The following is a 25,902-nucleotide window of genomic DNA, read 5'->3' as shown; positions in this document are numbered from 1 at the left end:
GCTCAGCTTTTCCACGTCCAGTTGCGGATTTCTTCCTTGTCGATGCCCTCGGCATGCGCGTAATTCAGATGCTCGATAATCTGGCCGCGCAGCCATTCCTTCGCATGGTCGCCGACACCGCGCAGCTTCGGCACGCGGTCGATCACGTCGATAGCCAGCGAAAAACGGTCCACCTGATTGATGATCGCGAGTTCGAGGGGCGTGTTGATGTTGCCCTTCTCGTGATAACCGTGCACATGCAGGTTCTCGTGATTCGTCCGGTTGTAGGTCAGCTTGTGAACCAGCGACGCGTACGAATGGAAATTGAAGATCACCGGCTTGCTCGTCGTGAACAGCGAATCGAAGTCGCGGTTCGTCAGCCCATGCGGATGCGCATGCTCGGGCATCAGCCGGAACAGATCGACCACGTTGACGAAACGGATTTTCAGATCGGGGAAACGCTCCTTGAGAATCTCCACAGCGGCGAGCGCTTCCATCGTTGCGATGTCGCCCGCACAGCCGATCACCACATCCGGCTCGGCACCCTGATCGGTCGACGCCCAGTCCCAGATGCCGATGCCCTTCGTGCAATGCGTAACGGCTGCATCCATGTCCAGATACTGCAGGTGCGGCTGCTTGTCGGCGACGATCACGTTCACGTAGTCGCGCGAACGCAGGCAGTGATCGGCCACGCTCAGCAGACAGTTGGCGTCGGGCGGCAAGTAGATTCGCACCACGTCCGGGCTCTTGTTCGTCACCACGTCGAGAAAACCGGGGTCCTGATGCGTAAAACCGTTGTGATCCTGGCGCCATACGAGCGACGTGATCAGCAGGTTGATCGACGGCACCGGCTGACGCCAGCCCAACTCGCGCTTCGCTTTTTCCAGCCACTTCGCGTGCTGGTTGAACATCGAATCGATCACGTGCACGAAGGCTTCATAAGTGGCGAAGAGCCCATGCCGCCCCGTTAGCACGTAACCTTCGAACCAGCCTTCCAGCGTGTGTTCGCTGAGCATTTCCATCACGCGGCCGTCGGCCGACAGCGCGCCGCCGTCCGCGTCGCCGGGTTCGCCCTCCGCGAGCCACGTCTTGCCCGATGCTTCATAGATGGCAGTCAGCTTGTTGCTTGCGGTTTCATCCGGGCCGAACACGCGGAAGTTGGTCATGTTGTTGCGCATGACATCGCGCAAAAACTCGCCAAGCACCTGAGTCGGCGACGTGTATGCGGACGCGGGCTTTCTCACGTCGACCGCATAGTCGCGAAACGCGGGCATGTCGAGCATCTTGCATAGCGCGCCGCCGTTCGCATGCGGATTGGCGCTGATGCGGCGCGCGCCCTTCGGCGCGAGTTCGCGCAATTCTTCAACAAGGCGGCCGGAAGCGTCGAACAGCGCATCAGGCTGATAACTGCGCAGCCAGCCTTCTACCAGTTTGAGGCTCTTGCTGTTTGTCACGGGATCGGCAATCGGCACCTGATGCGCGCGCCATGAGCCTTCCACCTTGTGGCCGTCGACTTCCTTGGGACCGGTCCAGCCTTTCGGCGAGCGCAGCACGATCATCGGCCAGCGCGGCCGCGTCGGGTCGTTGTTATCGCGTGCATGCTGCTGGATCGCGCGGATTTCGTCGACGCACTGTTCGAGCGTGGCCGCCATCTGCTGATGCATGACCTCGGGATCGTCCCCTTCGACGAAATACGGCTTATGTCCGTATCCGGTGAGCAGCGCTTCCAGTTCTTCGCGTGGAATCCGCGCGAGCACAGTTGGGTTCGCAATCTTGTAGCCATTCAAATGCAGAACCGGCAGCACAGCGCCGTCGCGGATCGGATTGAGGAACTTGTTCGAATGCCACGACGTAGCGAGCGGACCGGTTTCGGCCTCGCCGTCGCCGACCATGACCGCGACGATCAAGTCCGGGTTATCGAATGCGGCGCCGTAGCCGTGCGACAGGCTGTAGCCCAGTTCGCCGCCTTCATGGATAGACCCGGGCGTTTCGGGCGTGCAATGCGAGCCGATGCCGCCCGGAAACGAAAACTGACGAAAAAAGCGCCGCATACCGGCTTCGTCTTCACTGCGGTCCGGATAGATTTCCGAATAGTGTCCTTCCAGATAACAATTGGCGAGCGTGGCAGGCGCGCCATGGCCTGGACCCGAAATGAAGATCACATTCAGATCGAGCTTCTTGATCAGCCGGTTTAGATGCACGAGCAGAAAGCTTTGCCCAGGATCCGAGCCCCAATGTCCCAGCAGACGATTCTTGATGTGTTCGGGCTTGAGCGGCTCGCGCAGCAACGGGTTGTCGCGCAAATAGATCATGCCGGCGGACAGATAGTTGCACGCGCGCCAGTAGCGATCCATGTTGCGCAGGGTATCGGGGTCGAGCGTTTGCGGCGGGGTGGGTCGGGAGGTTGTCTCAGCCATGGCGTCACTCCTCGTAAGGACTGTCAGGCAGGTTGACGGAGATTGCGAAGCTTCGCGGATGAGCGTCATGCGTTTGACATGACAGCCGCGTGCGTAGAGCGCTACATGGAGGATAGTTCGCCGTTGCGCGCCGGTCGCCAGCGGTGTGACCGGATGCACGCATCATCGTTCGGGATTGTTTGCGAAAAGCTTGATGCTGCTCAACACTCGCCGTCGCAGCGCATCGCGCTGCAAGTCTTACGCCAGCCTTGCTGCAGGTATTGCGCGAAACGCTTAAGCTGTGGACCGCGACGACCACATCTCGTTGTTCCCGTCACATTGCAGTGTCGTCTGTTCGCCTATTCGTTCTTAACCATACACATTGATCATGCCGACACCCAACCGTTTTAAAGCGCCGCTGGTTCTTCTTGTCACGCTCGTGCTGCTGTGCGCGGGCGTGGCCGTTCTGGTTGGCGTGTTCGGCTTGCTGGTAAAACTTTTCGGCGCCGTTTAGCAACGCGCGGTGCGCGCGGCGCCTGCACAATCTGTGTATGCTGCCCATGTTCATGCGCCAAGGCGCGAGGCGTTATTGCAAGGAGATTTCATTGACTAATCCAGCCGACCCGTCCCCTCCTTCCCCGCAACCCATTGACCCGCAGTTGCTCGAAGTCGCGCAGCAGGTGTTCGATCTTGCGCGTGCCGGCGACGCCGCCATGCTCGCAGCGGTGATCGAAAAAGGCGTGCCGCCGAATTTGCGCAATGACAAGGGCGACAGCCTGCTGATGCTCGCAAGCTATCACGGACATGTCGATGCCGTGCGAACGCTGCTGGAACGCGGCGCAGATCCGGACCTACGCAACAATAACGGGCAGACTCCGCTTGCGGGCGCGGCCTTCAAGGGCTTCGACGCTGTGGTCGAAACCTTGCTCTCCCACGGGGCCGATGTTGAAGGCGCGTCGCCCGACGGACGCACTGCACTGATGGTGGCCGCGATGTTCAACCGCACAGCGATCATGGACCTGCTGATCGCACACGGAGCGAACCCCAATGCACGCGATGCCAGCGGAACGAGCGCACTCGATGCGGCCGGCCGAATGGGCGCCGCGGATGCGCAAGCCAGGTTGAAAGCGCAGGACTCGTGACGCACGCGATGCTCGATCGGCGGCGCTTCGCGGCACGCCCGGTGCGCCGCCCGCGATGGCTGTCCAGATAACGGGCAGCGCATTCACAGCGCTTAGGTCTTCCCGGCCAGCAGCGTTTCCAAATCTAGTTGCGCGAGATCGCCAATCCGCTCGATAGTCACATCCGCGGGCGGGTTGCTCGATATCTCCTTGGGGTCAAAAGCGTAATGCCCCTGGCGCGGGAACACCGTGGTCAACCTGTTGCCCCAAGCTTTCTTCATTGCCGTAAGAATGCGCAACTTGTCGTCGACCATCACGTAGTGGCGCGCCGGGTAGCAGTCCATCACCTGGTCGAGCATGAGCTCCTTGTGGATGTAGATCAGCACGCGGCCCTCCACCTCTTCCCACAAGCCGGAACGCGCGACCTTGCGCGGCTGGAACACAACGTCCCCATCCGACAGAATCACCGTGGGCCCGCGTTTCGCGACGTGCCGCAACGCATCCAGCGCGCCTGGATAGAGCCGGTTGGCGAACGGATAGTCGATCAGAAACGAAGACATCAGCAAGAGGCGTGTGTCTCTTGGATGCTCGGTGCGGTAACGCTGCAATGCGCCAAGATAGTCAGCGTAGCCGAGCTCGCCGCGCAATTGCTCGAAAATCTCCCAATAGCGGCTACTGTTCTCAGTGCCGAACTCGCGCATCATGTGGGCGCGCAAATCCGATAGCACGTGATCGTTGTCGAGCAACGTGTTGTCGCAGTCGAACAGGAAGACGACGTCGTGCGGCGCCGTTTCAGTGGGTTGTGTGGCTTGCATGTGCGGCTCCATGAGATCGGCTGTGCTGTGAGCCGGAGGGTCGGGGCAATCAGCCCTGCTGGCTGCCCGACGGCGCAGGCGGTTTTTCAGCGTGACCGCCGAAGTCGTGGCGCATTGCCGACAACACGCGGTTTGCAAAGTCCGCTTCGCCGCGCGAATCGAACCGCCCGAAGAGCGCCGCGCTCAACACCGGCGCAGGCACGCCCTCGTCAACGGCCGCCGCCATCGTCCAGCGTCCTTCGCCCGAATCGGATACGCGTCCTGCGTAGTTCTTCAGATCGGCGTCGCCGACCAGCGAACCGGCGATCAGGTCGAGCAGCCACGAGCCGATCACGCTGCCGCGCCGCCACACTTCGGCAATATCGGCCAGATTCAGATCGTACTGATAAAGCTCCGGACGACGCAGCGGCGAAGTCTCGGCATCTGCGTCGCGAGCGTGCTTACCGGCGTCGGCGTGACGCAGAATATTGAGGCCCTCGGCATAGGCGGCCATCAAGCCGTATTCAATGCCGTTGTGAACCATCTTGACGAAGTGTCCCGCGCCTATCGGGCCGCAATGCAGAAAGCCCTGCTCGGCCGTGCTGCTGCCCTCGGTGCGTCCCGGTGTGGCAGGGGCTGCAGCCCCGCCTGGCGCTAGCGTCGAGAAAATCGGCTCCAGCCGCTGAACGATCTCCGCTTCGCCGCCGATCATCAGGCAGTAGCCGCGCTCGCGTCCGGCGACGCCGCCGCTCGTGCCGACGTCCACATAGTGCAGTTTGCGCTCGGCCAACTGGGCGCCCCGGCGGATGTCGTCGTGGTAATAGGAATTGCCGCCGTCGATCACGATATCGCCCGGTTCCAGCAACGGCAAGAGTTTGTCGAGCGTGCCGTCGACCACGGCAGCGGGCACCATCAGCCACACCGCACGCGGCTTCGCGAGCTTCGCCACGAGATCTTCGAGCGACGATGCGCCCATGACGCCTTCCTGCCCCAGCCGCTCGACGGCAGCGGGCTGTACGTCGTAGGCGATGCATTGTTGACCGCCCTTGGTCAGCCGCCGCACCATGTCGGCGCCCATACGTCCCAATCCAATCATGCCTAGCTGCATTTCACCGCTCCCGAAAGTGCTTCGTGACGCTGCCTGGTTCAGTTAGATGATCATGATGCCATTGCTGCAAGTTCCGGCGATGCCGCATTGACTGATTCGGTTGCGTTGACGACAGCAACCGCGTCCATCGCAAGAACGATACGCCTCATTGCAGAGTTTTGTGCGGCGTAAAGTTCCTCTCGTTCAGCTCGATGCAAGCTTCGGCTGCGCGTGCGATGCGTGCCGGCGCAGATCAAGGCTCACGGCCGCCGCGCAGCGAGCGCGCCGATTGAAGCTTGCCATATTGCGTACGAGCGAAACGCCGCACCGCTCGCCACATGAGCGGATAGCGGTAACCGGGCACGGCAAACAGCACGAGCGCGCACAGCGCCAGCAAGCCGCAGAACAGGAAGGTGCCTCGATAGCTGAAAGCCTGCACCAGCAAACCGGACAACACGCCCGACAGAATCGAGCCTACCCGCGCCGCGTTGAAGAAAAGCGCCGTGGCGCGCCCCGGCGAATGCGGCATCAGATCCTGCACGTAGGTCATGCCGAGGCACGACGTCACGGCCACCACGAACGCGTTGAGAATCTGCATCGGGATCAGCACATGCACATTCCCGGCGAGCGACATCGCGACGAAATACAGAGCGTGAACCGCCGCGCATGCCGCCAGCCAGTTCGGCTTGTGCAAGCGCGAAGACTTCGCGCCGAGCGCGAGCATCATCGGAATTTCGGTCAATGCGCCGAGGCCGAGCATCACCGACACGTCCAGATGCGTGCCGCTCAGACCATGCACGATGTAAAGCGGCAACACGATCATCGTGGCGTTCGCGGCCAGCCCCAGCAACGTCAGCGCCGCCACCGCGCGGCCAATATCGTTCGCCGATGCTACGCCCGGCAAGTCCTCGTGCGCGTCTTCGCCCGGCTCGGTCAGCGGCGGTACGGTGATCGACGAAGACGGCTCGGAGGCCGTGTCCTGCACCGTGTGATCGCCGAGATGGCCCTGCGGCTCGCGCATGCGCCAGACAATGGCGGCGCACGCGGCGAAGCTGGCCGCGGCGAACAGGAAGAGCCCGTAGAAACTCGTTGCCGCCAACACCAGCGCGCCCACCGACGGCCCGAACACCCACGCCGCCGAGAGAATCGTGCGTAGCGTCGCGCTCGCAAACACGCGCTCGGCCGCGTCAGGTACGGGCAGCGCGGCGCGGCTAAACGAGAACACCATTGAAATGGCCGAACCGCCGGCGCCTATGAAGACGATGCCGACGACGAGCAACAGCCGGTAGTCGCGCACCACGCATAAACACAGGTAACCGAGGGCGGCCAGCACCAATGCCGCCAGAAGCAAAGGCCGATGCCGGCCACTCGCGTCGCTCCAGCGGCCGGCGAAGGTACTCGCAAGCACGCCGCTTGCCGCGATTAGAGTCATGAATACGCCAAGGCGGAACGGCGTCATACCGGCGCGCTCGACACCGAATAGCGACAGATACGGAGCGGTGAACGACATGGCGACGCCCAGCATCAGCGTGGCAGCGGCGAGCGGCTTGAAGCCGGGAATGTGCAGCAGACCAAAAAAACGTGAGGTTTTCAACACGGGCGGCTGTGGGCTCAGAGCAAGCAAGCCTGGACGGCGCGGCGCGCTCGACAGGCTTCGTGGCGGGAATGACGGGGCATTATCGGCCGTGCGTGAGGGCGCGTAAAGGCGCTGGGATGTATCCCAAATTTGTGGCGGCGACCGGTATGCCGGACAGCGAGCGTACCGGTCCGGCCACGCACGCTACTTGCCGTCGTTCGCGCGCATCTGCTGCGCGAGCGCCTTGTAGTCGTAGGTCGGATAAAACTCGGTGCGGTAGCCGCCCCACGCGGTCGTCTCAATCGCGCGATTGACCTCGCGCAAGCGGCTCGCGGGCACTCGCAGGGTGACCACCTGACCGATGCCCATCATCACGTACCACGACACCACTTCTATGCCGGGCGGCGGGAAAGTCTTGAAGAAACCCTGTGCGCGCAATTGCTCGTTGATCTTCGGCAGCGGCCTGGATTCGTCGTGGCGCAAAAAGATCGTCAGCAGGAAAGTATCGTCGGGTGCGTTGGCGGCGCGCGCGGCGGAGGCCGCAGCGGGTGTCTCCTGCGACGCGGCCGAAGGCGCAGACGTTACATCCGCGCCGTAGCCTGGCATCGCGGCCCCGAGCGAGCATGCGAGCATCGCGCACTTCACGCCGCGGCGTAACTTTGCAGGGAGTCCGACGGATCGCTTGATGATCAATGCTGATGGCATGACATGCCTCCATGACGGTTGAACCTGCGCGTCCACGCGTTGGCGCCCTCTCGCCGGCCCTATGCGTGGTAGTCGAGGCCAGACGATAGCAATATCTACTCCCGCTGGCGCTCCCACCCGGTCCGGAGCATGACATAGCCCGCTTTTCGAGCGCCCGCCCAGCTTGTACGGTTGTGGCAATGCCCGCCGCGCCGACTCTCGAACCAATAGCTGGTACTCTTATCAAACCACAGTGCGGCGCGTGTCCGCGGCAGCGGACGCGCCTTTCGAACCCCTGAGCGCATATTTGAACCCGCAGCGGAGCATGCATGGCAATCCGGACGCCTTATTCCACCAAAGCCCCTTCAAGAGCCGAAATCGACGCGCTGCCAGGCGCCACCGTCATCGAGTTCGGCACGGACTGGTGTGGCTACTGCCAGGGTGCGCAGCCGTCCATTGCAAAGGCTTTCGAAGCGCATGCCGGCGTCAGGCACCTGAAGATCGAAGACGGTCCCGGCCGCCCGTTAGGCCGCACGTTCAAGGTCAAGTTATGGCCCACGCTGATTTTCATGCGCGACGGCACGGAAGTGGCGCGCGTCGTTCGCCCAGGGAGCGTGGAACAGATCGCCGACGCATTCGCGTCGCTCTGAACCGGAGCCGGAGCCGAGCGCTCCCATCATGCGACAGGCCATCCACCATCTGAGCGTCAAGGCGCCCACTCGCGGGCTCCTCGAATTCACCGATGAAGCCCGCCGCTTCGTCGCGGCGCAGGACATCGACACCGGACTGCTGACGCTGTTTTGCCGTCATACGTCGGCGTCATTGCTGATTCAGGAAAATGCCGACCCGTCGGTACAGCAAGATCTCGAGCGCTACTTCGCGAACCTCGCGCCCGAAGACAAGCAACGCTACGAGCACGACGCCGAGGGCCCCGACGACATGCCTGCGCATTTGCGCACCGCATTGACGCAGGTTCAATTGAGCATACCGGTCGAGCATGGGCAGATGGTGCTCGGCACATGGCAAGGGCTGTATCTGTTCGAGCATCGGCGTCACACGCAGCATCGCGACATCGTGCTGCATCTGATAGGCGAATAACGCAGGTAATGCAGCGGCCGCCAATGCGCCGCGGCCGCAGTTTTCCTTCCGCAACCGGAACAACGGGAGCACATCTCATGGACACCCGTAGCGAACTGCAAGCCACCGTCGACGCAATGGTTCAGCCCGGCAAGGGCCTGCTCGCCGCCGACGAAAGCGGCCCCACCATCGCCAAACGCTTCAAGACGATCGGACTCGACTCCACCGAGGAAAACCGCCGTGCGTATCGCAATCTGCTGCTCACCACGCCGGGCCTCGGCGAATTTGTGAGCGGCGTGATTCTCTATGAAGAAACGCTCGGCCAGAAAGCGGACAACGGCACGCCGTTCCCGGAAGTCGCTGCGAAGAACGGTATCGTGCCGGGCATCAAGGTGGACCTCGGCAAGGTTGCGCTTGCTCATGCTCCAGGCGATGAAATCACCGAAGGCCTCGACGGCCTCGCGCGCCGCTTTGTCGATTACAAAAAGCAAGGCGCGCGCTTTGCAAAGTGGCGCGCGGTTTACAACATTGCGGCAAATCTGCCGAGCCGTCTCGCAATAGAAGCGAATGCCGACTCGCTCGCGCGTTACGCCGCGATCGCGCAGGAAGCGGGCATCGTGCCGATCGTCGAACCGGAAGTGTTGATGGACGGCGACCACACGATCGAGCGTAGCGCCGAAGTGACCGAGGCGGTTTTACACGAAGTGTTCGTCGCGCTGCAACGGCATCGCGTCGTGCTCGAACATATGCTGCTGAAGCCGAGCATGGTGATCGCCGGTCCGGAGAGCGCGCGGCAATCGTCCACTGCGGATATCGCTGCTTACACGGTGCGGATTCTGAAACGCACCGTGCCCGCGGCCGTGCCAGGCATCGTATTTCTCTCTGGCGGACAATCGCCCGAAGAAGCGACCGCGAACCTCGATGCAATGAATCGCCTCGGGCCGCTGCCGTGGAATCTGAGCTTCTCGTACGGACGTGCGTTGCAGGAGCTGCCGTTGCAAGCCTGGAAAGGCGCGGCGAGTAACGTCGAGGAAGCGCAGCAGGCATTACTGAAGCGCGCGCGTCTGAACAGCGCGGCGGCGCTCGGCAAGTACGACGCGGCGCAAGAAAAAAGTTAGTCAGTCAGGCCGCGCCGGTACAGCATCCGACTCGTGAGGCGCCCGTAGCGCATTCGCGCCACAGGCGCTCACTCGGAACGCGGCGGGTTATTGCCCTTTCGTGTCGCTGCTTGCGTTCGCGCCCGGCATGTTGGTGGTGTCGGTCGCGGGCTTCGTGGCCTTCGACTTCGACGAGTGCTTCTTCGACTTCGAATGCGACATTGCGCCCGATGACGCAGCGTCACCGCCTTCGCGCGTGGAAGCATTCGCGCCGCCGGTCGTGCTCGGGTCATTGCCGGCCGGGCCGCCACCAGCCCCGCCGGAGCCGCCCGCACCTTGTGCCATGGCAAGCGACGAAGCCGTGAGCAATGTGGAAATAAGCAGTGCCTTCTTGATCTTCATAACTGTTCTCCTGTCGGAATGAAAGCGAAATAGAAGCGGATTGCGCGCGTAGGGGAGCCAGGCGCGCATGCCTCGTCAGGAGTTCAGCAAGGGGTGTGCCTCAAGATTGCAACGCATTACGGTTCGCAAGCCACCAGCGCGTGCAGTTCCTCGATGTTGAATGGCTTCGCCAGTATGGCTACGCCCAGGCGCCGTGCGCGTTCGAGTTCGTCCGCGTAACCCGTCATCAAGGCGATCTTCTGCGTGGGCCATGCACTCCGCACTTTTTCAGCCAGGTCGATGCCGTTCAGCTTGCCCGGCATCTGGATGTCCGACAGCACGAGTTCAAAGCGCTCGCCACCGGTAAGTACGTCGAAGGCCTGATCGGCGGTGGGCTCGTGACGCACCGCGCAGCCGAATGTTTCCAGCACGGCCGCGACGCCCGCCGCGACGTCTTCGTTGTCTTCCACGAGGAGCACCATGCCCGCGTGCTGCAGCGCTGCCTGTTCCACCACTTCTTCTTTCACGGCGCGCGCCTGGCGGCGTTCGCGATAGCGCGGCAGGTACATCCGCACCGTCGTGCCGCTGCCGGGCACGCTGTCGATCTTCGCGGTGCCGCCCGCCTGTTCGCACATGGACAGAACCTGCGCCAAACCGAGACCCGCGCCCGAGCCGCTGAGTTTGGTTGTGAACAGCGCCTCGAACGCGCGCCGCGCGACTGGTTCGGGCATGCCTTCGCCGTCGTCGGAACACGCGATCAGCACGTACTCGCCATCAGGTAGCAAGGTATCGCTGCCGACCAGCCGGTTGTTCTGGCAACGAATCACGAAGCGGCCGCCGCGCGGCATCGCGTCACGTGCATTCACCGCCAGGTTCATGATCGCGAGTTCGAGATCGGTCGGATCCGCGAGCACGTCCCATACGTCGTCGACAATGCTGAGCGCCAGTTCGATCTGATCGCCGAGCGCCGCTTCGATGAGCGGCGCCGCGCCCGGAATCCACTTTTTCAGGTGGATCGGCTCCTGCTTCAGCGGCTGCTTCTTTGCGACGCTCAAAAGCCGCCGCGTGAGCGATTCCGCGGTCGCGGTGGCGCGCTGAACTGCCGTCATTTCCTTTTCGAGGTTGTTGAACCGCTTGAGACGGGCAAGCTCGATATTCGCGGAGACGACCATAAGCAGATTGTTGAAATCGTGCGCGACGTTCGCGACCAGATTGCCGAGCGCGCCCATGCGCTGCAATTGCCGGCTCGAAGCTTCCGCCGAAAGCCGCATCGCAACCTCGCCCTGCCAGCGCTCCCATGCGACGCGCTCGCCGTCGAGTTGACGCAGCGAGTAAAGCACGAGGATCCAGATCGCGATACACGGCGCCGCGGTCAACGCGGCGATCACCATGAAGTGCTGGCGCCACGCGTCGACGATCGCGCCTGTTGCACAGGCGCTAGACACGTACAACGGATAGTCGCCGACCCGGCGAAACGCGACGAGCCGCTCACCGCCGTCTTCCGCCGATTTGACGCGTACGTGGCCAGACAACTGCTTGTCCCGCAACGCATACGCAAACGCGTCGGACGCACTATCCGCCACCCCTGCCGGCAACGGCGGGTAGCGCACGAGCAGATTGCCGTCCTGACGATAAAGCGCTAACGCGAGCGATGAATCGCCATTAGTGAGCTCGCGATAAAAGCGCGAGAAGTACTCGTTACGCAATGCGACCGACACGACGCCGAGGAAGTTGCCGTTGGTATCCGTGCGGGCGATGGTGGTGTTGAACACGTCCGTTTGCGATAACGGGCCGAACATGGGCAACGAAAAGTACGGATGCGGGCGCATCGCTCGCGCGGAGATGAAGTCTTCGCGATGGCCGATGGAGATGCCAGTTGCCGGATACGCACGGCTCGACACGAGCAGATCGCCGTTCACACCAATCAGGTTGATGGACGCCACTTGCGGAAAGTCCCCGCCAATTTCGCGCAGGGCTTTATGCAATTGCGCGTCATGCGCACGAAGCTGCTTATCGTCTTCGTCACCGATCAGCTCGACGATGCGCGAAGCCATCTGCTGGTTCAGGTCGAGCACCTTGACCGCCTGTTCCTCGGTCACACGTACCAGCCGGTCGATCATGTCATTCGAATCGGCTATGCGCCGCTGGTAATCGAAATAACCGTAGCCGGCGAGGCATGCAAGCGGGAAGAGAATCGAAACGGCAAGCACAACGAGTAACACACGCCGCGTCGCCGCAAAATTGCGCGACGGCATTGGGACATCAACTGCAACTCGCTCCGCACGCTGCACGGCCAACATCTCCACAAAAGTCTGGCGAAGTCATCTATTTCTTCGCAGGTATCGTGCCTTCTGATCGTTCGCTATTTCCTTAAAAGGAATCTAGCGTACTTTTCGGCCATTCACATAGCGAGACGTGAAGAAACGAGAAATGTTTTTGCATGGCCTGGATCTAGCCGATGTCGGGCACGGCAATTGCTCAGACATGTAGCACTTTTCTCATTCTGGTCCTGCGGCCCCGGCGCGCGATCCTACCGCTGCGAGCCGCATCTGACAACGCCTGAAGGAACCTGCATGCCTACGACCGCACTACACGTCGCCCAGCTTTCGCAGCTACGCGAGGACCGGGCACAACGCGTCGTAGTGGGTGACGAAAAAATCCTGCTGGTCCGCGACGGCGACACCGTGCGCGCCTATTCCGCCGATTGTCCGCACGCAGGCGGGCCGCTCGAGAAAGGCGCGTTGTGCCGCGGCCGGATCATTTGTCCGTGGCATAAGGGCACGTTCGACGCATCCACCGGCCAGGTGCTGGAGCCGCCGCCGCTCGTGCCGCTCGAACGCTATGCGGTGATCGTCGACGGCGATGACGTGATGGTGACAGCGGGCAAGCTGCCGAACGAAACAGAGCTTGCCCGCACGCAGGAGCCGCATTTCGCGGTAATCGGCGCGGGCGCGGCCGGCGCCGCGGCTTGCGCGGCGCTGCGCGAGTACGGCTTTAGCGGGCGCATTACGCTTATCGGCGACGAACCGCACGCGCCGTACGACCGCACGTCGCTCAGCAAGTTTGTCCCTTCCGCGGAGATGTCTCCCGCCGATGTGCCGCCTCTTCTCGCTAACGAGTGGTTCGAGCAGCACGGCGTGGAGCGGATCGTCGCAAAGGTAGTGCGCCTCGATGTTCCCAACCGCACCGTTCATCTGGAACACGGTGGCGCATTGACCTACGACACCGCGTTGCTCGCGACCGGCGGTGTGCCGAAAGTCCCTTCCATTCCTGGCTGCGAGCTTGGCGGCGTGTATGTGCTGCGCAATCTCGCCGACGCCGCGGCGATCGTCGACGCGCTTGGCGACGGGCCGACCGACGAACTCGCGATCGACGCCGCGTCTACCGCCGCGACCACGTCCACGCGGGTAGCGATTATCGGCAGCGGTTTCATCGGACTCGAAACCGCCGCCTCGCTGCGCAAACGCGGCGTCGAAGTCGCCGTTATTTCGCCGGATAAGGTGCCCTTTGCAAAGCAGTTTGGTGAACGCATGGGCGCAATGTTCCGCGCGCTGCACGAAAGCCATGGCGTGAAGTTTTATCCGGAAGCGAAGGTCGCCTCGCTCGAAGGGGAAGAAGGCAGCGTGCATGAAGTGATGCTGGAAAGCGGCGAGCATATCGCCGCCGACGTCGTGCTGTTAGGCACAAGCGTGACCCCGGCCACCGGCTTTATCGAAGGACTGCCGCTGCAAAAGGACGGCGGCGTGATCGTGAACGCAGGCATGCAGGCCGCGCCCGGTCTTTACGCCGCCGGCGATATTGCGATGTTTCCGCTGCGCGAGAACGAGGAGCCGCTGCGAATCGAACATTGGCGGGTTGCGCAGCAGCACGCTCGCATCGCTGCGCAAAACATGTGCGGCGCACGCAACCGTTATGACGGCGTGCCGTTTTTCTGGACCTACCACTTCGGCAAGACGTTTGAATATCTCGGCCATGCAAGCGACTGGGACGAGTTGGTGATCGACGGCGACCTGGATACTTACGAGTTTGCTGCGCTTTACGTGAAGGACGACAAGGTTCTCGCGGTGCTCGCGTGTGAACGCGACGCGCAGACTGCGCACCTGATCGAGGCCATGCACCAAGGTCCGCTCACGCGCGCCGACGCATTGCGGATTGTCGGGCGCGAGTCGTGCGGGACAGTCTGACGCAAGCCGATGTTTATCTCATGGAGCGCTCACCTTTCATTCAACTCTACATGCCGATGTAAAAAGCACCCCAGTAGGCCGCGCGAGCAGCGTGGCCGTCCGCCCATCACATCTATCAGATCAAGGAGAAGCGTCATGGCAGAACCCAAGGAACAGCACCCGAATGCCGACAAGACCGAGAAGCAGATCGACAAGGAAGTCGAGGACACGTTTCCGGCGAGCGACCCGCCCTCTACCGGCGGCACGACGAAAATCGTGACTGACGACGAAGGCAAGACCTCAGAAGGCTGGGCCACCGGCAAATAAGCACTGCTGCAACGACAATCGCCCGACGCGCCAAGCGCCGGGCGTTTTTGCCTGCTTTTCCAGTGCTTTTCTAGACGTTGGCCAATGCGAGCGGTTCGCCGCTTGTCGTGCTGGTGTACATGCGGCAAGCTGCCAGCATCTCCTGCAATGAAGTGACATAGCATTCGGCGCCCATCGCGTCTTGCAGATCGACGCTCCACTTCTCGAGATCCTCGCGCGCCCACAGTCCTACGATAATCGACGCGTTCGGCAAGCGTGCGCGAATGCGCCGCACCATGTAGCGCAAATGCGAGGGAACGCCGTCGATCCGCAGATAGACGATGCAGACGATGCCCACGTCGTCGGCATCCATCTGCTCGATCGAGGCGCGTGACGCGGCCTCGTGCGGTAGCGCGCGTGCCGTGAAACCATGCTTGCCGAGCAGTTGCAACAGAATGGTCGCCGCCACGGGATCGAGCGGGCCCCGCCCCGGAATGCACAAGACACGCTGATTCGCTGCGCGCGGCGGATCTTGCGCTTCCTCCAGCGCATCTTCAGCGGCTTGTTGAGCGCTATCGTCGCGCGGCCCCTGCGCGGCACCGCGCGACATATGGTTTGCAAACAACGCATGCATGCCCGCCGATGCAGTCGGCGCGATATGCGACGGCGCCACCGGTCCAATATCGGCGCCGGCGTCCTCCGCCGTGAGCCGCGGCGGCTGCTCGTCCGGATAACCGTCGAGTCCATCGATCAGATCGTTCGTGGTGGACTCGATCCGCGCGAGCTGCACCGAGGTGACGCTGCCGCGCACGACGTCGTTGGCGGCGAGTTGCAGGCCCGGGATCGTCACCTCGTCGTAGTATGCCGACAGCGAACGCTCGCGCAGCAGCAGCTCCGCTTGCGCGAGCGCTTCGTCGGGATCGCCCGCGAGCACACGTTGATAAAAATTTTCGACAGGCGTGAGCGCCGGCTGGTCGCCCAGCATCACGTCGAGAAATTCCAGACGCCTGATATGCCGGCCGAGCACGAGCAGGCAGAGCGTCAAAGGCGTCGACAAAATGAGCCCGATTGGCCCCCAGATCCAGCTCCAGAAGATCGCCGCTACGACGACCGAAAACGGCGAGAGTCCGGTGCTGCGTCCATATAGCAGCGGCTCCACGACCTGGCCCACCAGCAGTTCGACCGTCACGAAAAGCGCTATGGACCAGATCGCCATGTCCCACCCGGGACTCACCGCGGCGGCGAGCGCGGTGGCAAGCCCGCCCGCGATCCAGATGCCGACATACGGCACGAGCCGAAGCAACGCCGCGAGGATGCCCCACAAAATCGGACTCGGCACGCCGATAAAGAAGAGCCCCGCGCCGATCACGACGCCGAGCCCCGCATTCAATCCGAGCTGCGAAACGAAGTAGCGGCTCAGGCGCCGCGCCGCTTCGTCCATGACGGTGGTGGTGCGATGCAGATCGCGCGAGCCGAACAGCCTGATCGCGCGATCGCGAAGATCGTCGCGTTGCAGGAGGATCACCACCATCACGACGAACACGATGAACGCCGTCTCCAGCGGACTGATTGCCGGCGACAACACGCGCCGCGCGAGTTCCAGCGGCGTCGGCACCGGCTCGCGCACTTCGACGGGAACGGCGGCGGCCGCGCGGCCGTCGGGAGACGACGCATCGCGTCGCGGCGCGGGCGGCGTCGGTTCAACGGTGGCACGTTGCAGCGCCTGACCCGCGACTTTGGCGAAGCGATCGAGCTTGCCTACAGTCAACGTATGCGCGGCTTCCATCTTATGCTCGATGGTTGCCTGATAGCGCGGCATGCCCGCCGCCAGGTCCGTCAGTTGCATGGCGATCACCGCGCCGAGCACGCCGATCACCGACACCGAAATCACCACAGCGGCGAACACCGACGCGACATGGCCGAGCTTCAAACGGCCCAGCGACTTCACGAGCGGCGCGACGAGAAAGCTCAACAGAATTGCGAGCGTCATCGGAATCAGAACCGCTCGCGCGAAGTACAGGCACGCTACGAGACCTGCGCCGACCGCCAACGCGATCAGCGCATCCAGACCGAATGCGGCAGGCGGCGCGTCGATGCGCGTGGGATGCCTGCCGCGTGACGGTTCGGGAAAATCCTTCATGGCGAGGCGTGCCGCTTGTCGCTATCTGTTGTAGTGCTCCCTCGCATGTGCTTATTTTTTCGGCTCTTCCGCAATCGGTCCGCTTTCCACTGGCGGCGTTTCCTTCTCAATCTCGCTGCGGGCCTGTTCCCAGTATTCGTCGGGTGTGCCCTTCGGCTCCGACGCCTGCTCCCACAGGTAATAAGCGCGCATGCGAATCTGTTCCTCCTGAGAGGTCTGCTCCTGTTCCATTTGGTCACCTACAGTAAAGGTCAAGCGGATGCCGGCATGGCGAAAGGCCGCGCGCAATCACTGAGTGAATACGCGCGGCCTTGAGGCAAACAGCAAGTGCTATTCCCGAAGTGCTATTCCCGATCACTGCGCAGGCGGGGCTTCGCTTTCATCGGAAGTGAGCTGCTCTTCCAGCCGGTCGAACACGCGTTGCGTGGCGCGACTCGGAGCCTCGAGCGCGAATAGCAGGAGTGAGCGGGCTGTCACCTGATAGTCGTCGCCGGCGCTGAACTGGGGCAGTTCCGCGCGCACCGGCATGTTCGTGTCGAGCAGGCAAGTCCAGCGTTCGCCTTCGGGCACCTCAGGCAAGGTGAAGTTGACGACATCGTGATGCGCGTTCAGCACCAGCAACAGCGTGGCGTCCGACGCGGGACGGCGAATGCCGCTCGCCTGCGCGCGGCCGTCGATCACGAGACCGAAGCAGCGCATCAGCGGATCGGCCCATTGTTCAGCCGTGAGATCGGTGCCATCGGGAGAGAGCCAGCGCGCGTCGGTCACGTCGAGCGCCTCGTTGTACTCGCCGGTGAGAAAGCGGCTACGACGCAGCACCGGCAAGCGGTGACGCAGCGTCGTGAGGTTTCTCACGAACTCGGTCAGCGCGCGGCCGTCTTCGTCGATACCTTCCCAATCCACCCAGCTGATCTCGTTGTCCTGGCAATACGCGTTGTTGTTGCCCTTCTGCGTGCGACCGAACTCGTCGCCGGCGAGAATCATCGGCGTGCCTTGCGAAAGCAGCAACGTTGACAGCAGATTGCGCTTTTGACGCTCACGCTGGTGACGAATATCGATGTCGTCGGTTGGACCTTCCACGCCCATGTTCCACGACTTGTTGTCCGAGTGCCCGTCCTTGTTGTCTTCGCCGTTCGCCTCGTTGTGCTTGTCGTTGTACGAGACCAGGTCGTTCAGCGTGAAGCCGTCGTGAGCGGCAATGAAATTCACGCTGGCCCACGGGCGCCGGCCGCGATGGTTGAACTTGTCCCCCGAGCCGGTCAGCCGCGCAGCGAGATCGGCAACCATGCCCTCGTCTCCCTTCCAGTAGGCGCGCACGGTATCGCGGAAGCGGTCGTTCCATTCGGCCCAGCCGGGCGGAAAGCCACCCACCTGGTAGCCGCCGGGACCGCAGTCCCACGGTTCCGCGACGAGCCGCACGCTGGAAAGAACCGGGTCTTGCCGGCAACTGTCGAGGAACCCGCCGCCCTCGTCGAAACCGTGCGGCTCGCGGCCGAGAATCGTCGCGAGGTCGAAGCGAAAACCGTCGACCTTCATTTCCGTCACCCAGTAACGCAGGCTGTCGGTCACCATTTGCAGGACGCGAGGATGCGACAGATTCAGCGTGTTGCCGGTGCCCGTATCGTTGATGTAATAACGCGGCTCGTCCGGCATCAGACGGTAGTACGACGCGTTGTCGATGCCCTTGAACGAGAGCGTCGGCCCGCGTTCGTTGCCTTCGGCGGTGTGGTTGTACACCACGTCGAGAATGACTTCGAGGTTCGCGTTGTGGAAGCTGTCCACCATTCCCTTGAACTCGCTGACGGAATCCGTCGACGAAGCGAAAAAACGCGGGTCGGCCGCAAAAAAGCCGATGGTGTTGTAGCCCCAGTAGTTGGTGAGACCCTTCTCCAGCAGATAGCTGTCGTTCACGAATGTCTGGACCGGCATCAGTTCGACCGACGTCACGCCGAGGCTCTTGATGTAGTCGATCACCGCTTTCTGTCCGAGCCCCGCGAAGGTGCCGCGCAATTCCTCGGGCACTTCCGGATGACGCTTCGTGAAGCCGCGAACATGCGTTTCGTAGAAGATCACGCGGTCCCAAGGCAGCGGAGTGCGCTCCGGGTGCGACCACGAAAAGGTTGCGTCCACCACCTTGCACTTCGGCACGAAGGGCGCGCTGTCGCGCTCGTCGAACGACAGGTCGCCCTCTTCGGAACCAAGCGTATAGCCGAAAATTTCAGGCGCCCATTTCAGATCGCCGATGTGCGCCTTCGCATAAGGGTCGAGCAGCAGCTTGTTCGGATTGAAACGATGGCCCTTCTCGGGCTCATACGGACCATGCACGCGATAACCGTACACGGCACCGGGTTTCAGGTTCGGCACGAACACGTGCCAGACCTCGTCGGTGTATTCGGGCAGTTCAATGCGTTCGACTTCTTGCTGACCGGTTTCATCGAATAGACACAGCTCGACTTTGGTCGCGTGCGCCGAAAACAGTGCGAAGTTCACGCCGTTTCCATTCCATGTCGCGCCGAGCGGAAAAGGCGTGCCTTCCGCAATGCGCGTGGAGTAACTGGGCGGGGATGACATAGGGATTCCTGTGAGAAGCAAAAGCGCTTGCGCGCGGTTCCGGTGTAGGCGATATGAATAGCAGGCCCGCTCCTGTAGCAATCCTCGGGCCCGGGCCTTGCGCGCTTGGTCAGACGCGGCACGCAATTTGCGGTAACGGGCTTGAAAGCTACTGGATGCGCCGCGAACGGCGCCATACATAACAAGGAGAAACGATCATGAGAAGCACGCAGGCCAGACCGCTGCTTGCAGCAGCACTGCTGCTCAGCACACTCGCGTCGCAAGGCAACGCTTATGCACAGGGCGCTCCGCAATCCATCACAGAGAGGCGCACCGACGTGGTTCAGCTTGCGAGCGGCTATCGCGCGTCGAAGCTGGCCGGGGCCGACGTCTTCAACAAGAACAAGGACAACATTGGAACTGTCGACGATCTGATCGTCTCGCCAGGCGGCGACCGCGGCACCTACGCCATTCTGTCGGTGGGCGGCTTTCTCGGCCTGGGCAAGCATCTCGTGGCGGTTCCGTTCAACGATCTGCAGATCAACAATCGTCGCGTGGTACTGCCAGAGGCGACCAAAAAGTCGCTAGAAGCGCTGCCGGAATTCAAATACGCCGACTAATGCTGTGGCTTGATGTTGGGGCACGTTTCGGCGCGCCTCGCGCTGCGCGAATACGCACAGCGCGAAGATTGAGCCGCAGCGCAATGGAAGAAGCAGAGCGCGGCTAACGAGCCCCGCTCTGCATTTCCCGACGTTTTTCCGCTTCTTGCCGGGTTGTTCCGCATTGATCCGCTGCAATCCGCGCGACAACCGGCATTCACGCGAACAGCTTGTCCAACGTGATCGGCAATTCCCGCACGCGTTTGCCGGTCGCATGCCAGATCGCATTGCACACTGCAGCCGCCACGCCCACCACGCCGATTTCACCTACGCCCTTCACGCCAAGCGGATTGACGATATCGTCGTGCTCCTCGACGAACAGCACGTCGATGTCATGAATGTCCGCGTTGACCGGCACGTGATACTCGGAAAGGTTGTGGTTCATCTGCCGACCGATGTCGTGATCGAACTGTCCTTCCTCGTGCAGCGCCATGCTGATGCCCCACACCACGCCGCCCGCCACCTGGTTCGCCGCAGTCTTCGGATTGACGATGTGACCCGCGGCCACGGCACTCACCACACGGGTCACGCGCACGGTGCCCAACGCTTCGTCCACGCGCGCTTCGACAAACACCGCCGAGTGTGTGCCCATCGAATATGCCTGCTGCTTTTCGTGCGGCTTCACGCTGGCTTGTTCTTCGAGCGCTTCGAGGCCGGCGCGCTCCAGTAGCGTGTCGATTGCGATTGCGTCTTCGGTGCCCGATCCGCACACGATCTGCTTGCCTGCCCGCCTGATCTCCTCGCGCGCCACACTCGCGAAACGAGCGCTGCCATGTTGCCGCGCTAGCTCCACGAGACGGTTGTGAAGCCGCTTGCACGCGACATCGACCGCGCTTCCCACCGACGACACCGTCCACGACCCGCCTTCGAGCGGCGCTTTCGGCAAGCGTGTATCGCCGAGCTCGAACACCACGTCGTGAAGCGGCACACCGAGCGCGTCCGCCGCGATTTGCGTCATTGCGGTGTAGGTGCCGGTGCCGATATCCGCAGTCGAGCTCGACACAGTCACCTGGCCGTCGCGCGTGAGCACTGCGCGCGCGGACGCTTCGTTTTGCATCGCGTCCCATGCGCCCGTCGCCATGCCCCAGCCGATCAGCTCAGTGCCCTCGCGCCGCGCGCGCGGCGCGAGCGGCCGCTTGTCCCAGCCGAAGCGGGCGGCGCCTTCGCGATAGCATTCGCGCAGCGCCTTGCTGGAGAACGGCAGATTTTTGTTCGCATCGCGTTCGGCGTAGTTGATGAGGCGCAGTTCGAGCGGGTCCATCTGCAACGACTCGGCCAATTCGTCCATTGCCACTTCGAGCGGGAAAAGACCTTGCGCTGCGCCCGGCGCGCGCATGTCGGCGGGCGTCGGCACGTCGAGCCTCACGACCTTGTAGCCGAGCGTTACGTTGTCGCATTGATATAGCTGGCCGGCCCAGTTCACCACCACGTCGCAGTAATCTTCGTATTGGGAAGTCTCGGAGACGGCTTCGTGAATCACCGCCTGCAGCCTGCCGTCGGCGCCCGCGCCCAGTGCCACGCGCTGAATCGACTGCGGCCGATGCGCGAACGTGAACATTTGCTGGCGCGTCAACGTCACTCGCACTGGGCGCTTCAATTCGAGCGCCGCCATGACCGCAAGCGCGAGGTGATATTGCGGCCGCAAGCCCGAACCGAATGCACCGCCGACAAAAGGCGACACCACCTGCACCTGCTCGTCGCTCAAGCCGAACACTGCCGTCAGATACGACTTGGTGTTGACGACGCCCTGTGTCTTTTCATACACGGTCAAGTGGCCGTGCTCGTCGGGTACGACTGTGCAGCCATGCATTTCCATCGGGTTGTGATATTCCGCCGGCGTGCTGAAGAACGCATCGACACGCGCCACGGCGCTGGCCAACGCAGCGTCGGCGTCGCCGCGCGGCGCGGGCGGCGGGTCGAAGCCGCCCTTCTCCGTCGAAGGCGGCTCGGCATCCATGAGCGCCTCGCCCATATCCGTTCGGTGCGGCGCCGACTCATAACGCACGTCAACCAGCGACGCCGCATGACGCGCGAGTTCGAGCGACTCGGCAAGCACGAGCGCAACAGGCTGGCCGCTGTACCACACACGGTCGTCCCACAGCGGCCTGAGCGGGCTGCCGCCGGGCGCAACCATGTCTTTGTACGGTTTGTCCTCGCGAGGCAACTCAGGGCGATTCTGATACGTCAGCACATGCAGCACGCCCGGCAACGCAAGCGCGGCCGACGAATCGATCGACACGATGCGCCCCGCCGCAATCGTGCTCGACACGACGAAGCCATACGTGAGTCCATTGGCGGTGAAGTCGGCCGCGTACTGCGCGGCGCCGGTCACCTTCAGTCTGCCGTCGACGCGCTTGTGCGGCACGCCGCTCGCGCGCAGAGCAGGCAAAGTTTCAACACGGTTCATAGCCCAGACTCCTCGAACGAACGTTGACTCGCGCCCAGAAATGCGCGCTCGATCGCACGCGCCGTCAATTCGACCTTGAACGCATTGCCGCGGCGGCCCTGTGCGTCACGCAGCAGGTCGGTGGCAAAGTTGCGTACCGTCTCCGCGCTCAATGTCTTGCCCTGCAGCGACGCTTCAGCGTCCGTATTGCGCCACGGCTTGTGCGCAACGCCGCCGAGCGCGCAACGCGCATTCACGATCACGTCGCCGTCGATTTCAAGTCCCAGTGCCACGGAGACAAGCGCAAACGCATAGGAGGCCCTGTCGCGCAGCTTGACGTACGCGTGATGCTGCGCGAAGCCCTGCTTCGGCAACTCGACCGCGGTGATCAGTTCGTCGTCACGCATGTTGGTGTCGATGTGAGGCGTGTCGCCCGGCAAGCGGTGAAAGTCGGCGAACGGCAACACGCGAGCTCCGTCGGGCCCGGATAGATGAACCGTTGCATCAAGCGCGGCCAATGCCACGCACATATCGGACGGATGCACCGCAATGCAGTGTTCGCTCGCGCCGAGAATCGCGTGCATCCGGTTCACGCCTTCCAATGCTGGGCAACCCGTGCCGGGTTCGCGCTTGTTGCAGCGCGTGCCCGCATCGTAGAAGTAGACACACCGCGTGCGCTGCAGCAGGTTGCCGCCCACGCTCGCCACATTGCGAATCTGCGGCGAGGCGCCCGCGAGAATCGCCTTGGAGAGCAACGGATAGCGCGCGGCAATCTGCGGGTCGTAAGCGGCTGCGCTGTTGGTCACGAGAGCGCCGATTTTCAGTCCGCCCGCGGCAGTCGGCTCGATCAGCTTAAGCGGCAAGCGGTTGATGTCGATCACGACCTGCGGATGCACGACGTTCTCGCGCCACAGATCGACCAGATTGGTACCGCCCGCAATGAACGCTGCGGCGGCCTTTGCACGATGCTGTTCGATCGCTTGCGACACCTCGTTTGCGCGCGTGTACGAAAAGCGGTTCATGGCCTCACTCCCTGGTGGTCCTTATCCGCAAGCTCCGCTGCGTCGAGAATCGCGGCGACGATATTGGTGTAAGCGCCGCAGCGGCACAGGTTGCCGCTCATCAGTTCGCGCACGTCGTCCGCGGTTCTAGCATGGCCTTCCTGCAGCATCGCCACGGCCGAGCAGATCTGTCCTGGCGTGCAGTAGCCGCACTGAAATGCATCGTGGTCGATGAACGCCTGTTGAACCGGATGCAGCGTTTCGCCGTTCGCGAGTCCTTCGATTGTCGTAATCGACGCGCCGTCGTGAACCACCGCGAGCGCGAGACAGGTGTTGATACGCTGGCCATTCACAATGGCGGTGCAGGCGCCGCATTGCCCGTGATCGCAGCCCTTCTTCGTTCCGCTCAAATGGCAGTGCTCGCGCAGCAAGTCGAGCAGCGAGGTCCAGGCTTCCACTTCGAATTCATGCTTTTTTCCGTTGATGTCGAAGCTCACCGGCACGCGCTGGACGTCGCTCGGTGCAACGTCCAGCAGCGTTTCCGCAGTGGGTGAATTCATGGGGGTTTCTCCTGACGATGGGTACGTACGGCGAGCGCAAGACGAACCCTTGGCGCGCGCAAGCGCCGTGCCCGGCAGGACAGCATTGCAATGCTCCGCACCGGTCGTGCAGCGTTGCGTCGATCGAACAATTGAGCCGCGACTTTGAGGACCGCCGCTTGGGCTTCGTCGCGCAAGCAGCGGCCTCTTCGGCATCCGTTCAACAGGCCTAAATAATCGGCGAACCGCCCGTAACGGCGATTGTTGCGCCAGAGATGTAACTCGCTTCGTCGGACGCCAGCATCACGTAGGCCGGCGCGACTTCGGCCGGTTGACCCGGTCGCTTCATCGGTACTTGCTCTCCGAATTTTTCGACTTTTTCAGGCGGCATGGTCGACGGAATCAGCGGCGTCCAGATTGGTCCCGGCGCGACGCAATTCGCGCGAATGCCTTTTTCAGCCAGCAGTTGCGCAAGGCCGCCCGTGAAGTTCTGGATCGCGCCCTTGGTCGTCGCGTATGCGATCAGGCCCGGATTCGGATGGTCCGCATTAATCGACGTGGTGTTGACTATCGCGCCGCCCGGTTTCATGTGCCTGACTGCAGCGCGTGTGATCCGGAACATCGCGCCGATGTTGGTATCGAACGTCTTGTCCCATTCCTCGTCGGTGATTTCGTCCAGCGACGGGTAGGTCATCTGGTAGGCCGCGTTGTTCACGAGCACGTCGAGCCGGCCGAACGCCTCGATCGCCTTGTCGACAATCGCGTTGCAGTGCGCTGGATTCGTGATGTCGCCTGGCACCAGCACCGCCTTGCGGCCCGCCTCTTCGACCCAGCGCGCGGTCTCGCGCGCGTCGTCGTCTTCGTTCAGATAGGAGATCAAAACGTCCGCGCCTTCACGCGCGAATGCGATGGCGACTGCGCGGCCAATGCCACTGTCGCCGCCAGTGATGATGGCTGCCTTGCCTGCGAGGCGTCCCGAGCCCTTATACGATTTCTCGCCGTGATCGGGTTGCGGGTTCATCTCCGCGGTGCGGCCCGGCGTCTGATCCTGCTGCTGTCCTTTGAACGGCGGCGTGGGACGTTCTGTGTCGCTCATATAAAACCTCCAGAAAGCTGTTTAACCTGCGCAGCGTGCAAAAAGCACGGCGGTGCGACAGAGTCAGCAACCCTCGGGCCCGCGCATGACGCGGCTTTCTGGTGCATTGCCGCTGCACAATGGGACATGAATCGGACATCTGCGAAGAAAACGCGCAAGGAAATGGGATGCGCTGCGCGGCAATTCGAGCGAACGGAGGGAGTCGGCAACACGTAATAGACAACGGGACGCAGGTCGGAAACTGGGTCTTACACACCGCAGTTTTTTCAAACGGCGCGCAGGCTTTACGGCGACCCCACCGCATGCAGCGCCGCAGCCGACTCCAGCACGCGCAGCAGACGCTCCGGCGTCAACGGCTTCGCGCAGTGCGCGTCGAAGCCGACGGCGCGTGCGCGAGCGCGGTCGTCGCGCGAGGCAAACGCCGTGCAGGCGACCAGCAGCATATGCGCGGTGGACGGATGCGCGCGCAGACGCCGCGCCAGTTCCAGGCCGTCGAGGCCAGGCATCTTGATGTCGAGAACCACGGCGAACGGTTGCCATTGCGACGCCATATCGCAAACCGCGTGCGGATCTTCGAGCGCACGGCATTCGAACCCGTCCGCGTTCAACAACATCTGCAGCGCGTCCGCCGCCTCTCGATAGTCGTCCACGACGAGTACGCGCCGGTGCGACGCCATCGCATACTGGATTGGCCGCCACACGACCACGTCTTCGCTGTCGTCGAAGTGGTTGTCGAACTGGTTGTCGAACTGGTTGTCGAGCATCACTACGTTCTCCCTGGTGCATGCGCGCGCCGCATCACGGCACCCGCCGCCCGGTTGCAAGATTCGCTCCCGCGTTGCACTGCATCACTGGTGACATGCTCTCTGA

Annotated in this window: 23 protein-coding genes; 8 read left to right on the top strand and 15 right to left on the bottom strand. The window is 62.5% G+C overall.

Annotated elements, in window-relative coordinates:
- Positions 1–2 precede the first annotated feature (2 nt).
- Positions 3–2,396, bottom strand: coding sequence for a phosphoketolase family protein (locus BCA01S_RS21090; protein ID WP_027778615.1), 2,394 nt, complete (start codon positions 2,394–2,396; stop codon positions 3–5).
- A 367-nt stretch (positions 2,397–2,763) separates the two neighbouring features.
- Here BCA01S_RS21090 and BCA01S_RS39115 point away from each other — a divergent pair, with 367 nt between their 5' ends.
- Together BCA01S_RS39115 and BCA01S_RS21080 are read left to right on the top strand one after the other, a co-directional pair.
- A complete protein-coding gene (locus BCA01S_RS39115) occupies positions 2,764–2,889 on the top strand; it encodes a hypothetical protein (protein WP_020067828.1) in 126 nt (41 codons plus the stop codon).
- A 91-nt stretch (positions 2,890–2,980) separates the two neighbouring features.
- Positions 2,981–3,517, top strand: a complete 537-nt coding sequence (locus tag BCA01S_RS21080; protein ID WP_027778614.1) for an ankyrin repeat domain-containing protein — start codon at positions 2,981–2,983, stop codon at positions 3,515–3,517.
- A gap of 92 nt (positions 3,518–3,609) precedes the next feature.
- On the opposite strand, the gene BCA01S_RS21075 is transcribed toward BCA01S_RS21080, so the two are convergent.
- The 4 genes from BCA01S_RS21075 to BCA01S_RS21055 form a co-directional block, all read right to left on the bottom strand.
- Positions 3,610–4,311, bottom strand: a complete 702-nt coding sequence (locus BCA01S_RS21075; RefSeq protein WP_027778613.1) for an HAD family hydrolase — start codon at positions 4,309–4,311, stop codon at positions 3,610–3,612.
- A gap of 49 nt (positions 4,312–4,360) precedes the next feature.
- The gene (gene gnd, locus BCA01S_RS21070) at positions 4,361–5,398 is read right to left on the bottom strand and encodes a phosphogluconate dehydrogenase (NAD(+)-dependent, decarboxylating) (RefSeq protein ID WP_027778612.1); all 1,038 of its coding nucleotides are present in this window, start codon (positions 5,396–5,398) and stop codon (positions 4,361–4,363) included.
- 232 nt (positions 5,399–5,630) lie between these two features.
- On the bottom strand, positions 5,631–6,974 hold the full coding sequence (locus BCA01S_RS21060; RefSeq protein ID WP_027778611.1) for a sugar efflux transporter: 1,344 nt from the start codon (positions 6,972–6,974) through the stop codon (positions 5,631–5,633).
- A 183-nt stretch (positions 6,975–7,157) separates the two neighbouring features.
- Positions 7,158–7,658: a hypothetical protein gene (locus BCA01S_RS21055; protein ID WP_027778610.1), complete on the bottom strand. Its 501-nt coding sequence runs from the start codon at positions 7,656–7,658 to the stop codon at positions 7,158–7,160.
- 308 nt (positions 7,659–7,966) lie between these two features.
- On the opposite strand from BCA01S_RS21055, the gene BCA01S_RS21050 reads away from it, so the two are divergent.
- From BCA01S_RS21050 to BCA01S_RS21040, 3 genes are all read left to right on the top strand, one after another.
- Positions 7,967–8,287 (top strand): thioredoxin family protein, encoded by a 321-nt coding sequence (locus BCA01S_RS21050; protein WP_027778609.1) that lies wholly within the window; start codon positions 7,967–7,969, stop codon positions 8,285–8,287.
- Between the two features lie 28 nt (positions 8,288–8,315).
- Positions 8,316–8,735 (top strand): secondary thiamine-phosphate synthase enzyme YjbQ, encoded by a 420-nt coding sequence (locus BCA01S_RS21045; RefSeq protein WP_027778608.1) that lies wholly within the window; start codon positions 8,316–8,318, stop codon positions 8,733–8,735.
- Positions 8,736–8,812: 77 nt separating this feature from the next.
- Positions 8,813–9,832 carry a class I fructose-bisphosphate aldolase gene (locus BCA01S_RS21040; RefSeq protein WP_027778607.1) on the top strand — a complete coding sequence of 340 codons (1,020 nt, stop codon included), beginning with the start codon at positions 8,813–8,815 and terminating at the stop codon, positions 9,830–9,832.
- Positions 9,833–9,919: 87 nt separating this feature from the next.
- Here BCA01S_RS21040 and BCA01S_RS21035 read toward each other — a convergent pair whose 3' ends face one another.
- On the bottom strand, positions 9,920–10,213 hold the full coding sequence (locus BCA01S_RS21035; RefSeq protein WP_027778606.1) for a hypothetical protein: 294 nt from the start codon (positions 10,211–10,213) through the stop codon (positions 9,920–9,922).
- Between the two features lie 116 nt (positions 10,214–10,329).
- A complete protein-coding gene (locus BCA01S_RS21030) occupies positions 10,330–12,483 on the bottom strand; it encodes a hybrid sensor histidine kinase/response regulator family protein (protein ID WP_027778605.1) in 2,154 nt (717 codons plus the stop codon).
- A 282-nt stretch (positions 12,484–12,765) separates the two neighbouring features.
- Between BCA01S_RS21030 and BCA01S_RS21025 the strand changes: the two genes are divergently transcribed.
- The gene (locus BCA01S_RS21025; protein WP_027778604.1) at positions 12,766–14,376 is read left to right on the top strand and encodes an FAD-dependent oxidoreductase; all 1,611 of its coding nucleotides are present in this window, start codon (positions 12,766–12,768) and stop codon (positions 14,374–14,376) included.
- A 135-nt stretch (positions 14,377–14,511) separates the two neighbouring features.
- Entirely contained in the window at positions 14,512–14,682 is a 171-nt protein-coding gene (locus BCA01S_RS38575; RefSeq protein ID WP_169740539.1) for a hypothetical protein, read from the top strand.
- Between the two features lie 70 nt (positions 14,683–14,752).
- On the opposite strand, the gene BCA01S_RS21015 is transcribed toward BCA01S_RS38575, so the two are convergent.
- From BCA01S_RS21015 to glgX, 3 genes are all read right to left on the bottom strand, one after another.
- Complete coding sequence (locus BCA01S_RS21015) at positions 14,753–16,801, bottom strand: AI-2E family transporter (RefSeq protein ID WP_027778603.1); 2,049 nt, start codon at positions 16,799–16,801, stop codon at positions 14,753–14,755.
- A 51-nt stretch (positions 16,802–16,852) separates the two neighbouring features.
- Positions 16,853–17,032 carry a DUF2934 domain-containing protein gene (locus BCA01S_RS21010; protein WP_027778602.1) on the bottom strand — a complete coding sequence of 60 codons (180 nt, stop codon included), beginning with the start codon at positions 17,030–17,032 and terminating at the stop codon, positions 16,853–16,855.
- 123 nt (positions 17,033–17,155) lie between these two features.
- The gene (gene glgX / locus BCA01S_RS21005; protein ID WP_027778601.1) at positions 17,156–19,372 is read right to left on the bottom strand and encodes a glycogen debranching protein GlgX; all 2,217 of its coding nucleotides are present in this window, start codon (positions 19,370–19,372) and stop codon (positions 17,156–17,158) included.
- Between the two features lie 197 nt (positions 19,373–19,569).
- Here glgX and BCA01S_RS21000 point away from each other — a divergent pair, with 197 nt between their 5' ends.
- Entirely contained in the window at positions 19,570–19,971 is a 402-nt protein-coding gene (locus BCA01S_RS21000) for a PRC-barrel domain-containing protein (RefSeq protein WP_027778600.1), read from the top strand.
- 196 nt (positions 19,972–20,167) lie between these two features.
- Here the strand turns inward: BCA01S_RS21000 and BCA01S_RS20995 are convergent, their stop codons facing one another.
- From BCA01S_RS20995 to BCA01S_RS20970, 5 genes are all read right to left on the bottom strand, one after another.
- A complete protein-coding gene (locus BCA01S_RS20995) occupies positions 20,168–22,417 on the bottom strand; it encodes a xanthine dehydrogenase family protein molybdopterin-binding subunit (protein WP_027778599.1) in 2,250 nt (749 codons plus the stop codon).
- Positions 22,414–23,418: an FAD binding domain-containing protein gene (locus BCA01S_RS20990; protein WP_027778598.1), complete on the bottom strand. Its 1,005-nt coding sequence runs from the start codon at positions 23,416–23,418 to the stop codon at positions 22,414–22,416. Before BCA01S_RS20990 ends, BCA01S_RS20995 begins: the two co-directional genes overlap by 4 nt.
- Complete coding sequence (locus tag BCA01S_RS20985) at positions 23,415–23,957, bottom strand: (2Fe-2S)-binding protein (RefSeq protein WP_027778597.1); 543 nt, start codon at positions 23,955–23,957, stop codon at positions 23,415–23,417. The genes BCA01S_RS20990 and BCA01S_RS20985 overlap by 4 nt, the downstream gene beginning before the upstream one ends.
- Before the next feature lie 208 nt (positions 23,958–24,165).
- A complete protein-coding gene (locus BCA01S_RS20975; RefSeq protein ID WP_027778595.1) occupies positions 24,166–25,032 on the bottom strand; it encodes an SDR family oxidoreductase in 867 nt (288 codons plus the stop codon).
- Positions 25,033–25,316: 284 nt separating this feature from the next.
- Positions 25,317–25,796 carry a response regulator gene (locus BCA01S_RS20970; protein ID WP_027778594.1) on the bottom strand — a complete coding sequence of 160 codons (480 nt, stop codon included), beginning with the start codon at positions 25,794–25,796 and terminating at the stop codon, positions 25,317–25,319.
- Positions 25,797–25,902: the final 106 nt, after the last annotated feature.

Source organism: Paraburkholderia caledonica NBRC 102488 (assembly GCF_000685095.1).
Taxonomy (GTDB): domain Bacteria; phylum Pseudomonadota; class Gammaproteobacteria; order Burkholderiales; family Burkholderiaceae; genus Paraburkholderia; species Paraburkholderia caledonica.
Note: the sequence above shows the minus strand (reverse complement) of the source record. Positions and strands in the feature narration are given on the sequence as shown.